Origin of the sequence: Acrocarpospora sp. B8E8, from assembly GCF_039871605.1 — a bacterium.
GTDB lineage: Bacteria > Actinomycetota > Actinomycetes > Streptosporangiales > Streptosporangiaceae > Acrocarpospora > Acrocarpospora macrocephala.
The window spans coordinates 125578-146151 of the sequence record NZ_JBDPLV010000012.1 but is presented as its reverse complement, the minus strand read 5'-3'; the positions used below and the strand labels follow the sequence as shown (position 1 = coordinate 146151).

Below are 20574 nucleotides of genomic sequence, written 5' to 3'. Positions count from 1 at the left end.
ACATGGCCTTACGAAGGTTGTGGATCGCGGCGTTCGCGGCGATCCTGCTCGTGGCGGGGCTGTTGCCGCCGATGGCGGCGCGGGCCGTCGCCACCAAGCCGCTCACCATCACGATCACGAAGGTGCGCTGCGTCGACGACTGCCGCAACGAAGGTCTGGAGGCCGCGGGTGAGTCCGCCGCCGACTTCTACGCCAAGGTCTTCATCAACGGCGTCGAACACCGCACCCCGCGCGGCGCGGAGGACCAGGTGCTGATCGAGCCGTACTGGCCGGTCACCCAGCAGGTCGACGAGAACGCCCAGAGCGTGCCCGTGGCCATCCAGCTGTGGGACCACGACAGCACGAGCGGTGACGACCTCGGCGACACCAGCCCGCGCAACGACGACAACACCCTCGACTTCACCGTCAACTACGCCGACGGCCGCTGGTCCGGTGACGTGAACTGGCCGCAGTCGTGCGCGACCGGCGACGGCGACGATGACGACGAGCCGCGCGTCGAGGTCTGCTTCGACGTCAGCCCCACTCCTGGCTCCGACGCCGACGGGGACGGCCTGCTGGACGGCTGGGAGCGCAACGGCTACAACGACAACGGCGACGCGACCATCGACGTCGACCTGCCCGCGATGGGGGCCGACCCCAACCACAAGGACCTGTTCCTCGAACTCGACTACGAGCAGGGCCGCAACCTCGGCAAGTCCGACGTGACCGCGATGAAAGCCGCGTTCGCGGCCGCCCCCAAGAACGCGGGCACCCTGGCGGGCACCCGGGGCGGAGTGAGCGCGCAGCCCAACCCGGACGGCACCCGCGGCATCAACCTGCACGTCGACATGGGCAACCTGGCCGACGCGAACCTGCGTGAGGGCACTCCGGCCGGCACCTGCCACGACGGCCTGGACAACAACGGAGACGGCCTGACCGACGGCAGGGACACCGACTGCCTGAACCTCGACGGCGACGTCGAGGATCCGCTCCCCGCCAACTGCGGGAACAACGCCGACGACGACGGCGACGGCAAGGCCGGCGCCGACGACCCCGACTGCCTGATCGGCGACGACCTGGGCGCCAACGGCCGCGGCAACATGATCACCGGGCTGACCGCCTGCGACCTGGACGACGCGTTCTACGACGCGAAGAACCTGATGTTCGACAAGACCCGCCGCCTGATCTTCCGCTACGCCATCAGCGCCAACCCCGACGGCTGCGCCGATCCCCCCGGCGGCAGCGGCGAGTACGGCGGCAACGACTTCATCGACTTCAACAACGACGGCGTCAGCGTCATGCACGAGCTGGGCCACACGCTCCTCCTCGACCACGGCGGTTTCGAGGAGCAGAACTGCAAGCCCAACTACGTCAGCATCATGAACTACTTCCTCAGCAGCGCCGGGATCGCCCGCCAGGGCGGCGGGCGCATTCTCGACTTCTCCCCGCCGAGAATCGCCTTCGACGGCGAGACCCGGGGGAACGCGCCCCTCGCCAACCTGATCGAGAACCAGCTCAACGAGAACGTGATCGTGGACGACGCCGACCCGGTCAACCGGTTCGTCTTCGTCAACGGCGCGGGCCGCCGCGCCCCCCGCGACCTGGACGTCCGGCCGGACTGGAACGGCGACCGCGCCGACCCGCCGTTCGAGAACCCGGTGATCGCCAACATCGACACGGTGGGCCTCAACGGCGAGCCGGTGGAGTGCATGAACGCCAGCACCGACAGCACGCTGCGCGGATCCGACGACTGGACCTTCATCTCGCTGCCGTTCCGCCAGTTCGGCGACTCCGCCAGCGCCCCGGTGCACCGGGCCGACCACCACGAGCCCACCACCGCCCGGCTGGAGGCCCTCTGGCGGGACCTGAACACCACCGACCTGGCCGTGACCGTGGCCGACGCGCCCGACCCGGTGGCGGCGGGCACCGAGCTCACGTACACGGTCACCGTCACGAACGAGGGCGACGCCCCCGCCACCTCGGTGCGCGTCGTCGACACCCTCCCCGCCGACGTCACCTACACCGGCGCTTCCCTCCCCTGTACGGCCTCCGGCGCGACCGTCACTTGCAACCTGGGCGAGCTGGGCGCGGGCGGCACCAGCCAGTTCACCCTCCGGGCGAGCGTGCCCGCCGGTCTGGTCCACGCCAACGGCGGCCCCAAGACGCTCACCAACCGGGCGGCCGTCAGCAACCTGGCGGGCCCCGACTCCGAATCGGCCGACAACGAGGCGAGCACCACCACCCGGGTGGTCGCCGTCGCCGACCTGTCGGTCACCGCGCTCCAGGCCGCCGCGCCCAGCCAGATCCTGATCGGGCAGACCCTGCCCGTCACGGTCACCGGCACGGTCGCCAACGGCGGCCCGTCCACCCCGATGAACGCCACCCTGACCACGGCCGCGACGGCCGCGGCGGGCGCGTCCATCACCCCGGCCGCGACCACCACCCCGGTGGCCGCGCTCGCCGCCGGAACCCCGCAGACCGTCCAGAAGACGCTCACCATCGGCTGCGCCCAGCCGGGACCGCACACCTACACGGTGACCGGCACGGTCACCCCCGCCAGCGCGGACGCCTCCGACCCCACTCCCGCCAACAACCAGCGCCAGACCACCTTCACGGTCGACTGCATCGTCCCGGTCGCCATCAACATCGTGCCCGGCCTCAACCCCAACCTGGTCAACCTCGCCCACGGCATCGTCCCGGTCGCGGCCCTGACCACCCGCGCGGGCGAATACAACCTCCCCCTCGCCTTCGACGCCACCAAGATCAAGCCCGAGACCGTGCGCTTCGGCACCAGAAACGGCGCCGCCGCCCACGGCGCTCCCCCCATCCACAACATCGGCGTCAAGACCCTCAGCATCGAACGCGGCCCCCTCGAGATCGTCATCGACCTCGACCTCGACATGCTGATGACCTTCACCGCCCACGACACCGACCTGCCCGCCAACGCCACCGAAGCCTGCCTCGCGGGCTCCTACGCACCACGCCAGGGAGAGACCTACCGCTTCTTCGGCTGCGACGCCGTCCGCATGTTCCCCTGACCCCACACGCGGCTAACTCCACAACGCGGCGCGCGGCCTGCTCCGGCGGGCCGCGCGTCTTCGGGCGGCCAATAATAAACATACCTATAATAGGCAGACTTATTATTGGCTTCCGGTCAGCCGGTCAGGGCTGTGGTGTCTAGGAGCCAGTACTTCTCGGGGACGGCGAAGAGGGCGTCGACGCCCTGGTGGGTCATCGCGAAGGTGGCCGCGGAGCGGACCAGGTTGCGTTTGGATTCGCTTTTGGGGGTGGCGGTGGCCTTGTCGGAAGTGGCCCAGTAGACGAGGGGGTCGGCGACGCCGGGGTTGACGCCGCCGGCGCCGAGGACGGGCTCGGTGCCGTACAAGGTCATCAGGGTGGCGGTGATGCCGGTGTCCAGGTCGTAGACGATCGAGCTGGGGGCCTTGTCGCCGGCGGGGGAGCCGCGCGGGGGGACGGTCTGCAGGAGCAGGTAGCGCTGGCCGAGCAGGCCGAACGGGAAGACCACCCAGGGCGGGAGCATGGCGCGGCGGGAGCCGTCGGGGCGCTGCACGAAGACGCGCACCGTGGTGGTGGAGACGATCTGGGTGCCGACGCACCAGCGGGGGCCGCAGGTGATGTCGGCGTCGGCGGGGGCGCGGACGGTGATGCGCTCGCCGGTGGCGAGGTTGAGCAGGCGGCGGTTGTCGCCGATCCACGGCCAGTCCTTCACCCGCATGCCCTCGGTGTTCTGGATCCGCTGGACCTCGCCGCCCTTGAGCGGGATGCGGTCGAGGCCGCCCGCCGGGAAGGTCCAGAACAGGTCCTCGCCGTTGATGGCCAGCTTGGGGTCGCGGCCGACCGTGACGCCGGGGATGGTGGCGAGCAGCAGCGCCTTGCCGCCGTCGGCGGGCATCGTCCAGAGCTCGCCGACCGTGGCCGACTTCTGCTCGACCGTGCGGTACCAGGCGACCGCGCCGTCCGCGGCGACGGCCGAGGTGATCTCGTGCTCCTCGCGGCCCCGCCGGTTCGGGATCGTGCCCATCGGCACGCCCAGGCCCATCTGGAGGTTGAAGGCGATGAGCGTGGAATCCTCGCCCGGGTCGCCGACCTCCTCCATGAGCACCCGGCTCGCGTCCATCCGGGCCAGCGGGCGCAGCGCCCAGTCCCGGTACGACCAGGCCGGGATCTTGGCCACGGCCTCCGGCCAGACCTCCCGTACGGACGGGAAGGCGGCCAGCTGAGCCGGGAACGACGGCGCGGCCAGCGGGCGCGGCGGTGATGTGACCGAGGGCGGACGGACCAGCAGCGCGGTCACGCCCGCCAGAACTAAGACGAGAAATCCGACGAAGGTGATATCGCCCCAGGATCTCCGCGCCACGGGACCTCCCCCTTGTCGTCCGGCGATTTCATCGTGAATTGCGGGACCCTATCTGTCGAGAGGCGCTCTCGACAGTGGAAGAGTAGGTGGCTAACGTCCGTAGATGAGGTGATCTGACCCCGTGTTAACGAGAAACCTGTCCCATGATCAGCCGCCGAGCCGCCGCGAGGCGACTCACCGCTGCGGCTGTCCAAGATCACAACTTTCTCATTAAATCCTGGGAGGCCGCGATGGCGGACCCGGACGGATCCTGGCACGGAAATGTCGAGCAGGTGGACGGAGAGGGCGCGGACGTGGGCGATGGGGTCGACTTACGCCTGCTGATCAGGGAAGAGGGCGGGACAGGATTCGCGGCCGCGCTGCTGGTGCTGAAAGGCACGCTGGTCGCGCAGGCGGCCGCCCATCGGGACGGGGCCGTATATCCGGACCTGGCGCCCGAGAACGTGATCGTCACCCCGGCTGGGGGGATCCGGCTCACCGCCGACCCGGCCGAGACGCCCGCGTACAAAGCCCCGGAACTGTGGCGGGGCGCTCCCGCCAGCCCCGCGAGCGACATCTACGCGGCGACCGCCGTGTTCTTCGAATGCCTCACCGGCGGGCCGCCGTTCGACGCGGCCGCGGCGGCGCGGCTGGGCTGGCTGCACCGGACCGTGCCGCCGCCGGTCGAGCAGGTGCCGGAAGGGCTGCGGCGGCTGGTCGAACGCGGCCTGTCCAAGGCCCCGCAGCACCGGCCGTCCTCGGCCGCGGTCTTCGCCGCCGAGGTGGAGGCGGTGGCGGTGGCCGCGCTCGGCCCCGACTGGGAGCGGCCGGGCCGGGTCGCCCTGGCCGCCCTCGCCTCCTCCCACGCCTCCGCCGTCCCCGAGGAGCCGGTGAGTCCTCCGGCGGCACCCCGGCCCAGCCGCGTCAAGGTCGCCACCCTGGTGGCCCTCGCCGCCGCCGCGGTCGTCGTGGTGGCCGTCTCCGCCGGGGACCGGCCGTCCCGGCAGTCGCACCAGGCCGCCGAGCCCCCGGCCCGTCCGGCGGTGACGCTGCTCCCGACGCCCAGCCTGGTGGTCGTCCAGCCGGTCGAGAACAGCGAGCCGCTCCCGGTGCGCCACAAACCGGTGGTGATCGCCGAGGAGACCGGCTCCCCGCGCATCGCCACGCCGCGGAAGAGCCCGACGCCCACGCCGAAGGCGAAGGAGCCCAGGATCTCGGAATCGCAGGCTCCGGCCGCGAGCGCCGAGCCCGAGGACGACCCCGCGACCGTTCCGGACGGCGAGTCGCAGCAGCCGCCGCCCCCCGCCTCCGAGCCGGCCGGCGCGCCTATCCTGGAGGTCGAGGCCTCCGTCGAGCTGCCGATTCTCGGGGGTAACGGCCTGGACGTGTCGGTGGGCGTGCGGACCGGGCTGCTGGGACTGTCCCTGTAGAGCCTGGAGGGTTCGTTGATCGAGAAGATCCTGCCGCCGTGGGTGGAGAGCGCCGAGGCGTTCGCCGATCCGGTGGAGGCCACGCTGTTCCCCGAGGAGGAGCGGTACATCGCGAAGGCGGTGGACAAGCGGCGGCGGGAGTTCACCACGGCACGGCACTGCGCGCGGCAGGCCATGGCCAGGCTGGGGATCCCGCCCGCGCCGATCGTGCCGGGCGAGCGCGGCGCGCCGGGCTGGCCGCCGGGCGTGGTGGGCACGATGACGCACTGCGACGGCTACCGCGCCGCCGCGCTCTCTCTCGAAGCGGTCACGATCGGCATCGACGCCGAGCCGGACGCGCCGCTGCCGGAGGGCGTGCTGGACACGATCGCGCTGCCCGGCGAGCGGCAGGCGCTCGGCGACCTGGACGACTCGGTCCACTGGGACCGGCTGCTGTTCAGCGCCAAGGAGTCGGTCTACAAGGCGTGGTTCCCGCTGGCCCGCCGCTGGCTGGGCTTCGAGGAGGCGGAGATCACCCTCGACCCGGCGGGCACCTTCGCCGCCCGCCTGCTGGTCCCCGGGCCGCGCGGGCTCACCGGCTTCGACGGGCGCTGGCTGCGCGAGTCGGGCTTGGTGGTGACCGCGATCACGCTGGGCTAGGCAGGATCTGCCGCAGGACCCCGGGCGGGGCGGCGCGCGGTCCCCACTCGCGCGGGTAGCCGAGCGAGACCTCCTCGAAGCGCACGCCGTCGTACCAGGTGGTGCGGGGGATGTGCAGGTGGCCGTAGACCACCGTGCGGGCGTTGAAGCGCAGGTGCCAGTCGGCGGTGCGCTCGGTGCCGCACCAGATCGCGAACTCCGGGTAGCGCAGCACGAACGTCGGATCCCTGACCAGCGGATAGTGGTTGACCAGAATGGTCGCGGTGCCGGGCGGGAGCTCGCCGAGGCGGCGCTCGGTCTCGTCCAGGCGGGCCTGGCACCAGGCGTCGATGCTCGGGTAGGGGTCGGGGTGGAGCAGCATCTCGTCGGTGCAGACGACCCCGGCCGCGTGGGCGCGCCGCAGCGCCTCCGCCTTCGTGGTGACGCCCGGCATCCGGTAGGTGTAGTCGTAGAGCAGCAGCAGCGGCGCCACCGTGACCGGGCCCTCCGGCCCGATCCAGATCGGGTACGGATCCTCCGGCGTCACCACCCCGAGCTCCCGGCACGACTTCACCAGCCGCTCGTACCGCTCCACGCCGCGGATCTGGTCCGGGTCGGAGGGATGGGTCCACAGGTCGTGGTTGCCCGGCGCCCACACCACCTTCTCGAACCGGGACGCCAGCAGGCCCAGCGCCCATTCGATGTCGGCGGCCTTCTCCGAGATGTCTCCCGGCACCAGCAGCCAGTCCGACGTCGTCCGGGGCCGGATCCGCTCGACGATCTCGCGGTTCTCCGGATACCCGATGTGCAGGTCGCTGAGGGCCAGCAGAAAACTCATGGTCGAAAGTCTCTCAAGCGCGCCGGGCGCGGCGGCAGGGGGGCTGCCGCGCCCGGCCGGCTCACGGTTCGACGCCTGCTACCCGCACGCCGTCCACATACACGGTGACCTTGGGATTGGCCACGTAACCTGAGGTCGGAGCCGCCCAGCTGTGGTCGCCGGTCTCGATGAACGTGCCATGGTTCCTGGTCAGGCACAGTTCGATACCCCCGGTGGATCTGCCGGGATTGAGCGATCCGGCGTTCGCGGTGAAGCCGACCCCCAGGTACGCGTCCGCGCCCGGGCGCGGCCGGGGCGAAGCGGCCGGTGACGTCGACGGCGCTGGTCAGCTCGGCGCCGGTGGGTGCTGTGCCAGATGTCCGGCTCGTTGTCCAGGTTGTAGAACTTCACCCCGCCCTAGGCGGCGGTGCCGTACTTGCCGGTCAGGTGGCCGAGCCAGTCGGCGATGTAGGCCGCGCCCACCTCCACGCTCGTGTCGTGCGGGTCGTTGCCGGTGATCAGGGTGCCGTCGGGGCGGACGCCGTTGTCGAGTGAGGATCCCTGTCATCGCCCGGATGCCGTTATCGTGTGCTGCATGCCTTCTCGAGTGCGGGCCTGATGCCCAGGACCACCGCGCTGGAGATCGTGTTCCCGGCGCGGGCTCTCGTTCTGCTCACCGGCCTGCCCGGCGCGGGCAAGAGCACCCTGCTCGACCAGCTGTACGGCTTGCGCGGCGACGAGACCCGCCCCGTCCTGCGCGACGGCACCCTGGTGATCGACTCCCGCCAGGCCCGGGCCCGCTGGGCCCGCCTGCTCGCGCGCCTGCCCCGCCGGGGCCGCAGCCTGGTCGTGCATCTCGCTCACACGTGGCGGATCATCCGCAGCCTCCCGAACGGGCGGCCCGTGGTCGCCCACTCCCGCGCCGCCTGGCCGCACCTGCTGTACGGCTTCGCCCTGCTGGCCCGCCTCACCGGCCGCCAGCTCCACGTGATCATGCTGGATGTGCCGGACGAGACGGCCATGGCCGGGCAGATCGCGCGTGGCCGGGTCGTGCCGGAGGTGACCTTCACCCGGCACCGCCGCCGCTGGCGGGTGCTGCTGGCCCGGGCCAGGTCCGGCGCGCTGCCGCCCGCGCACGGGGTTCGCGTCCTCGACCGCCCCTCGGCGGACCGGTTACGCCGAATCGTGTTCGAACGTTCCCGGTGAAACGTACATGGGATGGCCCTGCGTACTTGTCATCCGTGGTTGACCAGGTCAGTCGTCCGGTCTAACATCCCGGGTTGCGTCGATGGTGAAAGTTTCGTAGGGATAAGGAAACTTTCGGAGAACTCGCACCCGGAGGTCGCGTCATGGCAAGGCTCTCCGCAGGTTCGGTCGTGTCCAGAATCCTGTTAGCCGCTGGGGTGGTGATCGCGGCCGGCGTCACGGCCGTGCCCGCCGAGGCGGGCGCCCAGAACGGTTCCTACATCGTCAGCAGTCCGGGGAACGGGCGATTTCCCCTGGTCGCCGGGGGCCGGGCCGCTCCGCTGGTGGTCAGCGCCGACGACTATCCCGGCGTGGTCCGGGCGGTCGGCGACCTGCAGTCCGACATCCAGAAGGTGACAGGCGTCCGCCCCGCCGTGTCCGGCCAGGCCCAGGGTGAGGTGGTGATCGTCGGCACGCTCGGGCACAGCCCGCTCGTGGACGGCCTGGTCGCGGCCGGGAAACTGGACGTCTCCAGCATCGCGGGCAAGTGGGAGACCACCATCGAGCAGGTCGTGCGCGACCCGCTGCCGGGCGTGCGGAGCGCGTTCGTGATCGCGGGCAGCGACCAGCGCGGCACGATCTTCGGCGTGTACGACGTGTCCAAGGAGATCGGCGTCTCGCCCTGGTACTGGTGGGACGACGTGCCCATCCGGCACCGGAGCTCGCTGTACGTCGAGCCGGGGCGGCACACGCAGGGCACTCCCGCCGTGAAGTACCGGGGCTTCTTCATCAACGACGAGAACCCGGCGCTCGGCACCTGGGGGCCGGAGTTCTTCGGTCCGGGTCTCGCGCCCGGCTTCGAGGGCGGGTTCAACCGGCACCTGTTCGCGAAGGTCTTCGAGACCATGTTGCGGCTGAAGGCCAACTATCTGTGGCCCGCCGTGTGGGGGCGCGCGTTCGCCGAGGACGATCCGCAGAACCACGCGACCGCCAAGGCGTACGGGGTGGTGATGGGCACCTCGCACGAGGCGCCGATGATGCGCGGCATCGAGGAGTGGAACCGGCACGCGGTGGCCGCCGTACGCGACTCGGCCGGGAACATCGTGACGCCGGGCCGCGACCCCTACGGGGGGACCGGCGAGTGGAGCTTCCGGCGTAACCCCGACGCGATCAAGGCGTACTGGCGGGACGGCATCCGCCGGATGAAGGGGGAGGACTTCGAGGGCGTCGTCACGCTCGGCATGCGCGGCAACGGCGACGTGAGCCTGCCCGACGGCGACGGCATCGAGCTGATGCGGAGCATCATCGAGAGCGAGCGCGAGATCCTCGCGCAGGAGTCCGGCCAGGACGTCACGACGATCCCGCAGGTGTGGACCCTCTACAAGGAGGTCCAGCGGTACTGGGACCGCGGCTTGCGCGTGCCCGACGACGTGACCGTCGTCTTCACCGACGACAACTGGGGCAACATGCGCAAGCTGCCCGACCAGAGCATGCCGCCGCGCGCCGGCGGCTACGGCCTCTACTACCACTACGACTACGTCGGCGGCGGCCGCAACTACAAGTGGGTGGACACCAACCAGCTGCCCAACATCTGGGAGCAGCTCAATCTCTCCTACGAGTACGGCGTGGACCGGCTCTGGGTGGTCAACGTCGGCGACATGAAGAACGAGGAACTCCCGCTCCAGTTCTTCCTCGACTACGCCTGGAACCCGGACAAGTGGCCGCTGGAGAAACTGCCCGAATGGGAGAAGCAGTACGCGGCCCAGAACTTCGGCGCCAGCAAGGCCGAGGCCATCGCCGGCGTCCTGCACGCCTACGCCGCCCTGCAGTCCCGCCGCAAGCCGGAACTGCTCAACCGGCTGATCAGCCTGGACCCGGCCAAGGACCTGTCCACCGACTCCAGCGCGGTGCTCTACGACGACCAGGCCAGCCCCTACAGCCTGACCAACTACCGCGAGCTGGAACGCGTGGCCGCCGAGTGGGCCGCCCTGTCCGCCCAGGCCGAGAAGATCGGCCGCCAGCTCGGCGGCGCCGCCCAGGACGCCTACTTCCAGCTCGTGCTCTACCAGGTCAAGGCCACCGCCAACCTGTACGCGCTGCGCCTGGCCGAATTCAACAACCTCCGCTACGCGGCGCAGGGCCGGGCCGCCACCAACGACCTCGCCGCGCTCGCCGAGGCCAGGTTCGCCGACGACCAGGCGCTCAACCAGCACTACAACACCGGGCTGGCAGGCGGGAAGTGGAAGAACTGGCAGCTCCAGCCCAAGATCGGGTACGGCGACATCGCCCGCTACGGCCCGAACGCCCCCTGGCAGCAGCCCGAGCTCAACAACGTCGCGCTGCCCGACGAGATCTTCCCCGCGGTCAAGCGCATCCAGCTGCCCGCCGCCGCCGAGATGGGCGTGGCCGTGGACGGCTCGAACGCCTGGTGGCCGAACGCGACGACTCCGGCGGTGCTACCCGCGTTCAGTCCGTACCAGAGCCAGCCGGAGCAGTACCTCGAGGTGTTCAACCGGGGCACCACGGCGTTCGACTACCAGATCAAGCCGTCGGTCTCCTGGCTGAAGGCCGAGCCCAGCCGGGGCAGGCTGGACAAGCAGGTCCGCAGCACGCTGCGGGTGGACTGGTCGAAGGCGCCCAAGGGCACCACCAACGTCCCGATCACGGTGATCGGGCCCGGCGGGTCCAGGGTGGTCGTTCAGGCGGTCGTGCAGAAGCCGAACGTGTCGCAGGTCAAGGGGTTCGTCGAGGCGAACGGGTACGTGTCGATCGAGGCGGACCAGTACGCCAAGGCGGTCTCCTCCGGCGGGGTGTCGTGGCGGCGCATTCCGGGCATCGGCCGTACCGGATCCGGCCTGACGCCGGTTCCGGTAACGGCGGCGCGGCAGACGCCGGGCGGGAACAGCCCGCGGCTGGAATACAAGATGCACCTGTTCAGCAGCGGTCCGGTCAAGGTCACGGCCTACCTGTCGCCGCGTAACAACGTGCTGCCCACCGAGGGCCTCAAGTACGCCGTCTCGATCGACGACGGCGTCCCGCAGGTGGTGGACGTCATCGCCGCCACGGGCTCGAACGACACCCTGATGAACCGCCAGTGGGAGCGGAACACCTCCGACAACGTCAACCGGACGGTCACCACGCACACCATCGCGCAACCGGGCGCGCACACGCTCAAATTCTGGATGGTGGACCCGACGGTGGTCGTGCAGAAGCTCGTGGTGGACACCGGCGGGGTGCTCACCAGCTACCTCGGCCCGCCGCAGAGCACGCGGAGCTAACCCCCTCAGGGGCGCGCGGACCCGTTAGGTCGGGACGGGTCCGCGCGCCCATTCCCGTGTTTTCCTTGACAGATTGCGACACTGACGGACAAAACACTTTGTAATGCCGAGAAACCCCGAAATTATTTAGGTTTCTTGGCAGATAAAGCCACTTGTGCCTGGTCGGTATGACAGGTAGTCACGTCTATGTCAGCGCATCTGTCATGCGCGGCGAACCACCCACGAGCTATCCGAGCACCCAAGGGGGATCCATGGCCCGCAACCGATTAGTCGGGTTAGCAGCCACGGCGCTTGTCCTGCCCTTCCTGTCCCTCCTCCCGGCACAGGCCGGCGCCGCCCAGACCGCCGCGCCGCCACCGGCGCCGAGCGACATGCGCGAACTCGACGCCAAGATCACCAAGCTGGACGGCAAGGTGGTCGACACCCCGTCCCGCTACCAGGCCTCCTCGGCCAAGGCGCGCACCGCCGTGGCGGGCGTGACTCCGCCGGTCGGCACGGTCCGCAGCCTGATCGCCCTCAACGACGTCGCGGGCAGCGCCTACCGCAAGGACTACACGCTGCGCGGCGTCGGCGACAAGATCGAGGTCTGGGTCGCCAACGACCTGGCGTTCCCGGCCGGGGACTGCCGCGCGCAGATCCCGAACACCACGACGATCACCGACGCGCAGGTGGCGTCCTTCGTCCACGAGTTCGACACCAACATGTACTCGAAGGAGACGGCGGCCTTCAGCACGCCGCCCGACCGGGACGGCTCGAACGCGCTGATCTCCGGCGACTTCTCCGGTGAGGGCGACAACACGGTCGCGCTCATCGACAACGTCAAGGACGACAACTTCTTCGACTTCCCCGCCGCTCCGACGTACATCGCGGGCTTCTTCTCCTCGGTGTTCAACGAGTGGATGGACCGCAACGTGATGACCGTGGACGCCTTCGACTGGGCGCACCGCACCGGCGCGAACCCGCCGGACGAGCCGACCGCGGACCTGTGCACCAGCCGCCCGGCCCGCCCGCAGGCGTACGAGGGCACGTTCGCGCACGAGTGGCAGCACCTGCTGCAGTACTACACCGACCCGATCGAGGGCACCTGGATCAACGAGGGCCTGTCGGACTTCGCCCAGACCCTGACCGGCTACGTGGACGCGACCCGCACCGTGTTCGACCGCGGAGCCGACAGCCACATCTACTGCTACCAGGGCTTCGGCTCGGTGCAGACCGAGTTCAACCCCAACCCGCGCGACTGCGGCGGCCCGGAGAACTCGCTCAACCTGTGGGGCGAGGGCAATCCGAGCGAGGTCCTCGCCGACTACGGCCACGCCTACTCTTTGATGCTCTTCCTGTACGACAGGTACGGCACGGACTTCCTGACCAGGCTGCACAACGACGGCGAACTTCAGGGCCTGGCGAGCCTGGACGCGGCGCTTGAGGCCGAGGGCGTCGCCGACATGTACAAGGTGCTCCACGACCACCAGACCATGACCCTGGTGGACAAGATCGTCGGAGAGTCCCGCAACGGCGTCATGCTGGGCGTGCCGAAGAGCAGGGTGACCACCAAGAGCCTGCGCTCGACCGTCAACTTCGCCAACCCCAACGTCAACGACAACCCCGGCGCTGGCCCCAACGGCGCGGACTTCGTGGCGCTGCAGAAGGCCAACGGCACCGTGCTCAAGGGCAGCGAGCTGAGGTCGCTCAGCTTCAAGGGCGCCAAGACGCTGCCGACGGCCCCGCTGACCTGGACGATCGTGAACAACGATCCCGACAGGCCGGGCAACCCGGTGCTCTGGTCCGGCAACGAGAACAACCTCAACGCCACCGCGGTCGCCCGCGTCACCGTGCCGGCAGCCGACCCGACGCTGCGCTTCCTGGGCAAGTACGGCGCCGAGTTCGGCTTCGACTACGCCTACGTGGTGGTCTCCACCGACGGCGGGGCCACCTACACGGCGCTGTCCAGCGACCGCACCATCGACGGACCGCTCGGCCCGGCGCTGAACGGCACCACGACCGGCTTCGAGCCGCACACCTTCGACCTGTCGGCGTACGCGGGCCAGCAGATCCTGCTCGGCTTCCAGTACGTCAGCGACGGCGGCGTCAACGAGGGCGGGTTCCTGGTCGACGACATCGCCGTCGGCGCGACGGCGGTCAGCGACGGGTCCAGCCTGGACCCGTTCGACTCGCCGACCGAGATCAAGCCGGTGACGGTGAAGAACTGGAACGTGCGCCTAGTCGGGCTCGACGAGGCGAACAAGATCGCGTTGCAGGTCGAGTTCAACAACAAGACCAGCTTCTCGCTGAACCGGCTGGAGCTGCTGCTGGCGGTTCCGTTCAAGAAGGTCGTGGCCATCGTGGCCTATGACGAGCCGACCGAGCAGGTCCAGCAGTACGCGCCGTACCAGCTGACGGTGAACGGGGTGGTTCAGCCGGGAGGGGCCACGCTTCCCTGATCCATCTGATCCGAACAGGCGCCCGGCCGGGGCTTCCCGGCCGGGCGTTTCTGTCGGTGGCGCGGGGCACGATGGGGGTATGACTGAAGCCCAGCCCGGCGGGGTCGCCGAGCTTCTGCCGCACGCCACGCCGCTCGCTGACCAGGCCGCTTACACGGAGGCCGTGCGCACTGCCGTGGCCGCCGCCGCGGCCTACTACGCCGACGGTGACTCGGGTCTCGACGATGACACCTATGACCGGTTGGTCCGGGGGATCGAGGCGTACGAGGCCGCTCATCCCGAGCAGGTGCTGGCCGAATCGCCCACTGGCAAGGTGGCCGGGGGAGCGGTCGTCGGGGATGTGCCGCACACGGTGCCGATGCTGAGCCTGGACAACGTGTTCTCGGCCGGGGATCTGGCCACGTGGGCGGCGGGCCTGGAGCGGCGGCTGGGGCGGCCGGTCGAGCGGTGGAGCGTGGAGCCCAAGCTGGACGGGCTCGCCGTGTCGGCGCGGTATCGGGGCGGGCGGCTGGTCCAGCTGGTCACCCGGGGCGACGGAGTGGCCGGGGAGGACGTCTCGCATGCCATCGGCACCGTGCTCGGCCTGCCCGCGACGCTGACCGAGCCGGTGACCGTGGAGATCAGGGGCGAGGTCCTGATGACCACCGCCCAGTTCGAGACGGCGAACGAGGCCCGCGTCGCGCACGACGGCGTGCCGTTCGCCAACGCGCGCAGCGCCGCCGCCGGAACCCTGCGCGCCAGAGAACGCACCTACAAATGCGAAATGACATTCTTTGGGTACGGTGCGCTGTCCCTGGACGGCGAATCCACCGGCATGCGCGAGCTGGCCCACAGCGAGCTGATGGCGCGGGTGGCGGAGCTGGGTGTGCGGACCACGGAGGAGACTCCGGTGGCCGGGATCGTGGCCGCCACGCTGGAGGAGATCCAGGCCAGGATCGAGCGCATCGCGGCGCTGCGGGCGGAGCTGGAGTTCGGGATCGACGGGATCGTGATCAAGAGCGATCTGGCCGCCGACCAGGAGCAGGCCGGGTTCAGCTCGCGCGCGCCCCGATGGGCGATCGCCTACAAGCTGCCCGCCACCGAGAAGATCACCAAGCTGGTCGGGGTGGAGTGGAACGTAGGCCGGACCGGGATCATCGCGCCGCGCGCGGTGCTCGAACCGGTCCGCCTGGACGGCAGCCTGGTCACCTACGCCACGCTGCACAATCCCGCGGACATCACCCGCCGTGGCCTGATGCTGGGCGATTCGGTCACCGTCTACAAGGCCGGTGACGTGATTCCCCGGATCGAGGCGCCGGTCGTGCACCTGCGCACCGGGGCAGAGCAGCCGATCGAGTTCCCGGCCGGCTGCCCGCGCTGCGGCGGCGAGATCGACGCCTCCCAGGAACGCTGGCGCTGCGCGCGCGGCCGGGCCTGCCACGCGGTCGCCTCGATCAGCTACGCGGTGGGCCGGGATCAGCTCGACATCGAAGGTCTTGGCGAGACCAGGATCGTGCAGATGGTCGACGCCGGCCTCATCGCCGACTTCGCCGACCTGTTCACCCTCACCCGCGAGCAGATCCTCGGCCTGGACCGCATGGCCGAGACAAGCACCGACAACCTCCTCGCCGCCATCGAACGCGCCAAGACCAAACCCCTCAACAAGGTCTTCTGCGCCCTCGGCGTCCGCGGCACCGGCCGCTCCATGTCCCGCCGAATCGCCCGGCACTTCGCCACCATGGACGCGATCAGATCCGCCGACGTAGCCGGAGTCCAGGCAGTAGACGGCATCGGCCCCGAGAAGGCCACCCTCCTGGTAGAGGAACTAGCCGAACTCGCCCCCCTGATCGACAAACTGATCGCCGCCGGCGTCTCCATGACCGAACCCGGCGCAACACCCCCCACCGAAACCCCCGCTGAACCCACTCCCGGAACGCCCACCGAGACCACTCCCGGAACCCCCGAACTCCCACTCACCGGAATGTCCGTAGTGGTCACCGGCGCCATGGCCGGCCCTCTCGAAGCCCTCTCCCGCAACGAAATGAACGAACTGATCGAACGCGCCGGCGGCAAGTCCTCCAGCAGCGTCTCCGCCAAGACCTCCCTGCTGGTAGCCGGCGAAAAGGCAGGCTCCAAGAAAGCCAAAGCCGAACAACTCGGCATCCAAATCATGACCCCAGAACAGTTCGCCACCCTTGTCACCACCTTCATCTGACCTGCCAACATCTGACCTGCCAACTACGAGCGCGCGGACCGCCGCAGTGCCGTGCCTGCCCAGACGGCGACGCCGATGACCTTGTCGCCATCGGCAAGCCGTCTGGATGGCACGGCCAACTTGCCTTCCTCGGCGCTTCATTCGAGTGACCACGGGGATGACGGGGTCGGGCGGAGCCCGAGGGAAACGAAGGGATGGGTGGGTGGGAGTGTCACCGCTACCGATCGACACCAGCCCGAAGGGTTGCCGAAGATGACGCCGTGACCGACCGGTTCGGCTGACTGACGGTGCCAGACAGTCGCACGGGCTTCTCCGGGGTGAGGGGCGCCTTTCGGGCAATACCATGTGGCGCGTCTCTTCTTTTGGACCTTTGGGGTGGTTATGGGTGGACCGGGGTTTCGGCAGGTCATGGTGGGGCGGAGCCGGGAGGGGCATCGGGCGGCTACGCCGCTGGAGTTGTTGTTCGATCTTTGTTTCGTGGTGGGGGTGGCGCAGGCGGCGGCCAGTTTGCATCATGCGCTGGCGGAGGGGCATGCGGGGGCGGGGCTCATCGGGTATCTGATGGTGTTCTTCGCCATCTGGTGGGCCTGGATGAACTTCACCTGGTTCGCGTCTGCGTACGACACCGATGACGTGCCCTATCGGGTGCTGGTGATGGTGCAGATCGTGGGGGTGCTGATTCTCGCGGCGGGGGTGCCGCGGGCGTTCGAGGACAAGGACTTCGGGCTGATCACCCTGGGGTACGCGGTGATGCGGCTGTCCATGGTGGCGCTGTGGTCGCGGGCCGCGAAAGAGGACGCGGCGAGGCGGGCGTGCGCGCTCCGGTATGCGATCGGGATCGGGGTCGTGCAGGTGGGGTGGCTGGCGCGGCTGGGGGTCGCCCAGGTGGTCGACCTGGACGGGGTGCTGGGGCTGGTCGTGTTCGTGGCGCTGGCGGGGGCGGAGATGGTGGTGCCGTTGTGGGCGGAGCGGCACCAGCAGACGACCTGGCATCCGCGGCACATCGCCGAGCGATACGGGCTGTTCACGCTGATCGTGCTGGGCGAGTCGGTGCTGGCGGCCACGCTGGCCATTCAGACAGGGCTCGATCGGGGATTGGCCACGGCGGCGCTGCTGTCGGTGGCGCTGAGTGGGGTAGTAATCGTGTTTGGAATGTGGTGGTTGTATTTCGCCTGGGAGGCGCATCCACTGCTCACCTCCAACCGGACCTCGTTCCCGTGGGGCTACGGCCACTACCTGATCTTCTCGTCGGCCGCCGGCGTAGGGGCCGGACTGGCCGTCTCGATCGACTACGAAACACACATCGCACACATCAACGCCTTCGCCGCCGGCGCCTCCACCGCCGTGCCAGTCGCGATCTTCCTGCTCAGCGTATGGTTCGTCCACATCCGCCCCCACCAGGTCTCCCGCCGAACCAACCTCACCTTCCCCATCACAGCCGCCCTCGTCCTTGCCACCCCGCTGACACCCGTACCAATTCCCTTGATCGCACTCCTGCTGATCGCGCTCACCGCAACCGTCGAAATAGCGAAATAGCACGCCAAGGACCGTGATGTAGGACGAGGTGCGGTTCTTCCACGACGCGGCCAAGACCGGTGCGATCTTCGATGATGAGCACGTGATCGCGTACAGCGGTGGGTGTGATTTCCGGGGTCAGCCGAGGGACTGGAGTCGGGTCATCTCGTCCTCGGACAGCCGCAGCGTTCCGGCAGCCACGTTCTCGGCGAGGTGGTGCGGATTCCCGGTGCCCGGAATGGCCAGCACGTGCGGTCCTCGCCGCAGCGTCCAGGCCAGCCGGATCTGCGCGGGCGTCGCGCCGTGCGCGCGGGCGATGGCGAGCACGTCCTTGTGCTCCGTGTCCGTCGCCCCTGCCTCGCGCCCGGCGCCTGCGATCGCGAAGAACGGCACGAAGGCGATACCCTGCTCGCCGCAGCTGCGGAGGAGCTCCTGCTCGCCGGCCGACGCGCCGATGCCGAAGGAGTTCTGCACGCACACCACCGGCGCGATGGTCTGGGCCTCGGCCAGCTGCTCTGGCGTGACGTTGGACACTCCCAGGTGGCGAATGTGCCCCGCGTCGCGAAGCTCGGCCAGGGCGCCGAAATGATCGGCGATCGAGCCGGTCTTCCGGCTTGGGGGGATGCGCAGGTTCACCACGTCGAGGTGGTCACGCCCGAGCTGGCGCAAATTCTCCTCGACCTGGCCGCGCAACTGCGCTGGCGTGGCCCACCACCATGCACCCGACGGGTCACGTGCCGGCCACACCTTCGTGGCGATGACGAGGTCGTCCGGATAGGGGGCCAACGCCCGGTTGATCAGCTCATTGGCCGACAGATGCGGCGAGAAGTAGAACGCGGCGGTGTCGATGTGGTTGACCCCGAGCTCGATCGCGTGCCGCAGCACGCCGATCGAACGATCGCGGTCGCCCGGGATGCCGGGGCCGAAGGCGACGCTGCCCGTCAGGCGCATCGCTCCGAACCCGATCCGGTTGACGGTCAGGTTACCGAGGTCCCAGGTGCCCGCCGCCGCGGCGGGGTTCGTCTGTGTGGTCATGATCAGGTTCATGTCCTTGCTTGGAGTCTGCCGGAGAGGTGTGCGAGCGCCGCGATCATCGGGTCTCGCCGGATCCGGGCATGAAAAAAGCCTCCCCATGCGGAGTGACTCCGGCCGAGAAGGCTCAAACAGTGACGATCAGCCTATCAGGGCCATGGGCCCGGTGAGGTTAGGTTCCTCGGCGAGTTGTCGGTTCGCGGGAATGTGGCTCCGTCATCGGGCACACCATCACCTCGATCACCAACTGCTCGGCGTCCGCATCGGCATGATCTACAACCACATCTCCGATCTTCAGGAACTGCCGCCAGCGGCAACGATCTTTCCCAGATCGGAAACAGGCTCCCGCGAGCGCGGCACGCGCATCTCCATGGACATCTCGACGCAGCCAGTCAGCCGAACCGGTCGGTTGCGGGCGTCATCCTTGGGAACCCTTCGGGCTGGTGTCGATTGGTGGCGGTGACACTCCCACCCACCCTCCCTTTGATTTCTCTCGGGCTCCGCCCGACCCCGTCAGCGCTGCGGTTGCCGGATGAAACGGCAGCCACGGCACGGTGGTTCTCCCGCCCATATGAGATAAGCCATCGGGGGGGAGGGTGAGGTGTGAGCTTCCCCCGCTGGGCGCGGGAGTCGAGAGGCGGTAGCTCAAATAGAACGGGGTGGAACGCCTTTCAGGTATACCAACCTGGAAGGAGCTCCAGATGACACCAACAGATCAACGCGCCAACCCCGATAGTCGCGTGCCTGAATGGGGCCAGCCGCTGATCCTCGGCATCGTAAGCCTGCTCTGCACCGCGGCGATATCGTCGATCATTACCCAGCAGCACGGGTCTGTCCCCGGCATCTTGGCGGGGATCACGTACGGAGCGATATTCCTCCCCAGCATCCTGTGGAGCGCATGGGCCGCCGCCTGGTACCAACGGCATCCCTGGCTCAACGTCATACAGTTCGCAGTCATCTACTTCATCCTGTTCGTCGCGATCTTCCCCGACTATTCGTTGATCCGCTCCGGCCTAAGTGCGTTGGTAGTGGCCGTGATCTTCGGTGGTTTGATGGCGCTCGTACGGCGTCACCAGCGGCGTTCGACGCCCTGACGAGCGGCGGAGCGGGCCGCAAGGTCGGCGTGCCGCAAACGAAGGTCCTGGTTGGGGGCGGTCTACGGCGGGGTTATTTCGTTGCGGGCGGGGATGGTGGCGGCTCAGACTGTGCCGGTGTTGATTCGACGTGAAGGGCCGCAGGATGTGGCGGTGATCCGGGCTGTGGTGGGTGCCGCGTTTGCCAAACCGGGAGAGCCTGAGCCGGTCGAGGCTCCGCTGGTGGATGAGTTGAGGGCCGATGCGGGGTGGTTGCCCGCGCTGTCGATGGTGGCGGTGACGGGGGCGGGTGAGGTTGTCGGGCATGTGGTGTGCACGCGGGGATATGTCGGGGATACGGCTGCGCTTGGGCTTGGGCCGCTTAGTGTGCTGCCCGGGCATCAGCGGCAGGGTGTTGGGCTCGCGTTGATGCACGCGATGCTGGGTGCTGCGGACGCGCTTGGGGAACCGCTGGTGGCGTTGCTCGGGAACCCCGCCTACTACGGTCGTTACGGGTTTCGGGCGGCCACGGGATTCGGGATTGAGTCGCCCGACCCGGCGTGGGGCGATTACTTCCAGATCCGGCCGTTGACGGAGTACCGGCCGTCGATCAAGGGTGTTTTCCGTTACTCCGCGCCGTTCGACAATCTCTGAGTGT

General features: G+C 69.2%; 13 protein-coding genes. 10 read left to right on the top strand and 3 right to left on the bottom strand.

Annotated elements, in window-relative coordinates; genetic code table 11:
• Nucleotides 1–2 precede the first annotated feature (2 nt).
• The gene (locus ABGB08_RS14080) at nucleotides 3–3017 is read left to right on the top strand and encodes a hypothetical protein (protein ID WP_347590185.1); all 3015 of its coding nucleotides are present in this window, start codon (nucleotides 3–5) and stop codon (nucleotides 3015–3017) included.
• Nucleotides 3018–3133: 116 nt separating this feature from the next.
• Here the strand turns inward: ABGB08_RS14080 and ABGB08_RS14075 are convergent, their stop codons facing one another.
• The gene (locus ABGB08_RS14075; RefSeq protein WP_347590183.1) at nucleotides 3134–4357 is read right to left on the bottom strand and encodes a hypothetical protein; all 1224 of its coding nucleotides are present in this window, start codon (nucleotides 4355–4357) and stop codon (nucleotides 3134–3136) included.
• 230 nt (nucleotides 4358–4587) lie between these two features.
• On the opposite strand from ABGB08_RS14075, the gene ABGB08_RS14070 reads away from it, so the two are divergent.
• Together ABGB08_RS14070 and ABGB08_RS14065 are read left to right on the top strand one after the other, a co-directional pair.
• A complete protein-coding gene (locus ABGB08_RS14070) occupies nucleotides 4588–5766 on the top strand; it encodes a hypothetical protein (protein WP_347590181.1) in 1179 nt (392 codons plus the stop codon).
• A 15-nt stretch (nucleotides 5767–5781) separates the two neighbouring features.
• The gene (locus ABGB08_RS14065) at nucleotides 5782–6405 is read left to right on the top strand and encodes a 4'-phosphopantetheinyl transferase superfamily protein (RefSeq protein ID WP_347590179.1); all 624 of its coding nucleotides are present in this window, start codon (nucleotides 5782–5784) and stop codon (nucleotides 6403–6405) included.
• Here the strand turns inward: ABGB08_RS14065 and ABGB08_RS14060 are convergent.
• Nucleotides 6392–7222: a metallophosphoesterase gene (locus tag ABGB08_RS14060; protein WP_347590177.1), complete on the bottom strand. Its 831-nt coding sequence runs from the start codon at nucleotides 7220–7222 to the stop codon at nucleotides 6392–6394. The two genes, ABGB08_RS14065 and ABGB08_RS14060, sit on opposite strands and share 14 nt — an antisense overlap.
• Nucleotides 7223–7789: 567 nt before the next feature.
• On the opposite strand from ABGB08_RS14060, the gene ABGB08_RS14055 reads away from it, so the two are divergent.
• From ABGB08_RS14055 to ABGB08_RS14035, 5 genes are all read left to right on the top strand, one after another.
• Complete coding sequence (locus ABGB08_RS14055) at nucleotides 7790–8407, top strand: ATP-binding protein (RefSeq protein ID WP_347590175.1); 618 nt, start codon at nucleotides 7790–7792, stop codon at nucleotides 8405–8407.
• Between the two features lie 170 nt (nucleotides 8408–8577).
• Nucleotides 8578–11664, top strand: a complete 3087-nt coding sequence (locus tag ABGB08_RS14050; RefSeq protein WP_347590173.1) for a glycosyl hydrolase 115 family protein — start codon at nucleotides 8578–8580, stop codon at nucleotides 11662–11664.
• A gap of 251 nt (nucleotides 11665–11915) precedes the next feature.
• A complete protein-coding gene (locus ABGB08_RS14045; protein WP_347590171.1) occupies nucleotides 11916–14102 on the top strand; it encodes a hypothetical protein in 2187 nt (728 codons plus the stop codon).
• 79 nt (nucleotides 14103–14181) lie between these two features.
• Nucleotides 14182–16296: an NAD-dependent DNA ligase LigA gene (ligA, locus tag ABGB08_RS14040; protein ID WP_347590169.1), complete on the top strand. Its 2115-nt coding sequence runs from the start codon at nucleotides 14182–14184 to the stop codon at nucleotides 16294–16296.
• Between the two features lie 408 nt (nucleotides 16297–16704).
• A complete protein-coding gene (locus tag ABGB08_RS14035) occupies nucleotides 16705–17832 on the top strand; it encodes a low temperature requirement protein A (protein ID WP_347590167.1) in 1128 nt (375 codons plus the stop codon).
• 117 nt (nucleotides 17833–17949) lie between these two features.
• Here the strand turns inward: ABGB08_RS14035 and ABGB08_RS14030 are convergent, their stop codons facing one another.
• Entirely contained in the window at nucleotides 17950–18846 is an 897-nt protein-coding gene (locus ABGB08_RS14030; RefSeq protein ID WP_347590165.1) for an oxidoreductase, read from the bottom strand.
• A 698-nt stretch (nucleotides 18847–19544) separates the two neighbouring features.
• On the opposite strand from ABGB08_RS14030, the gene ABGB08_RS14025 reads away from it, so the two are divergent.
• Together ABGB08_RS14025 and ABGB08_RS14020 are read left to right on the top strand one after the other, a co-directional pair.
• Nucleotides 19545–19937 (top strand): hypothetical protein, encoded by a 393-nt coding sequence (locus tag ABGB08_RS14025; protein ID WP_347590163.1) that lies wholly within the window; start codon nucleotides 19545–19547, stop codon nucleotides 19935–19937.
• A gap of 51 nt (nucleotides 19938–19988) precedes the next feature.
• Entirely contained in the window at nucleotides 19989–20570 is a 582-nt protein-coding gene (locus tag ABGB08_RS14020) for an N-acetyltransferase (protein ID WP_347590161.1), read from the top strand.
• Nucleotides 20571–20574: the final 4 nt, after the last annotated feature.

What these genes read in the sequence shown, in the direction of transcription:
- ABGB08_RS14080 (WP_347590185.1), top strand. Translation starts at nt 3, where the DNA reads ATGGCCTTACGAAGGTTGTGGATCGCGGCGTTCGCGGCGATCCTGCTC.
- ABGB08_RS14070 (WP_347590181.1), top strand. Translation starts at nt 4,588, where the DNA reads ATGGCGGACCCGGACGGATCCTGGCACGGAAATGTCGAGCAGGTGGAC.
- ABGB08_RS14060 (WP_347590177.1), bottom strand. Translation starts at nt 7,222, where the DNA reads ATGAGTTTTCTGCTGGCCCTCAGCGACCTGCACATCGGGTATCCGGAG.
- ABGB08_RS14045 (WP_347590171.1), top strand. Translation starts at nt 11,916, where the DNA reads ATGGCCCGCAACCGATTAGTCGGGTTAGCAGCCACGGCGCTTGTCCTG.
- ligA (WP_347590169.1), top strand. Translation starts at nt 14,182, where the DNA reads ATGACTGAAGCCCAGCCCGGCGGGGTCGCCGAGCTTCTGCCGCACGCC.
- ABGB08_RS14035 (WP_347590167.1), top strand. Translation starts at nt 16,705, where the DNA reads ATGGTGGGGCGGAGCCGGGAGGGGCATCGGGCGGCTACGCCGCTGGAG.
- ABGB08_RS14030 (WP_347590165.1), bottom strand. Translation starts at nt 18,846, where the DNA reads ATGACCACACAGACGAACCCCGCCGCGGCGGCGGGCACCTGGGACCTC.
- ABGB08_RS14025 (WP_347590163.1), top strand. Translation starts at nt 19,545, where the DNA reads ATGACACCAACAGATCAACGCGCCAACCCCGATAGTCGCGTGCCTGAA.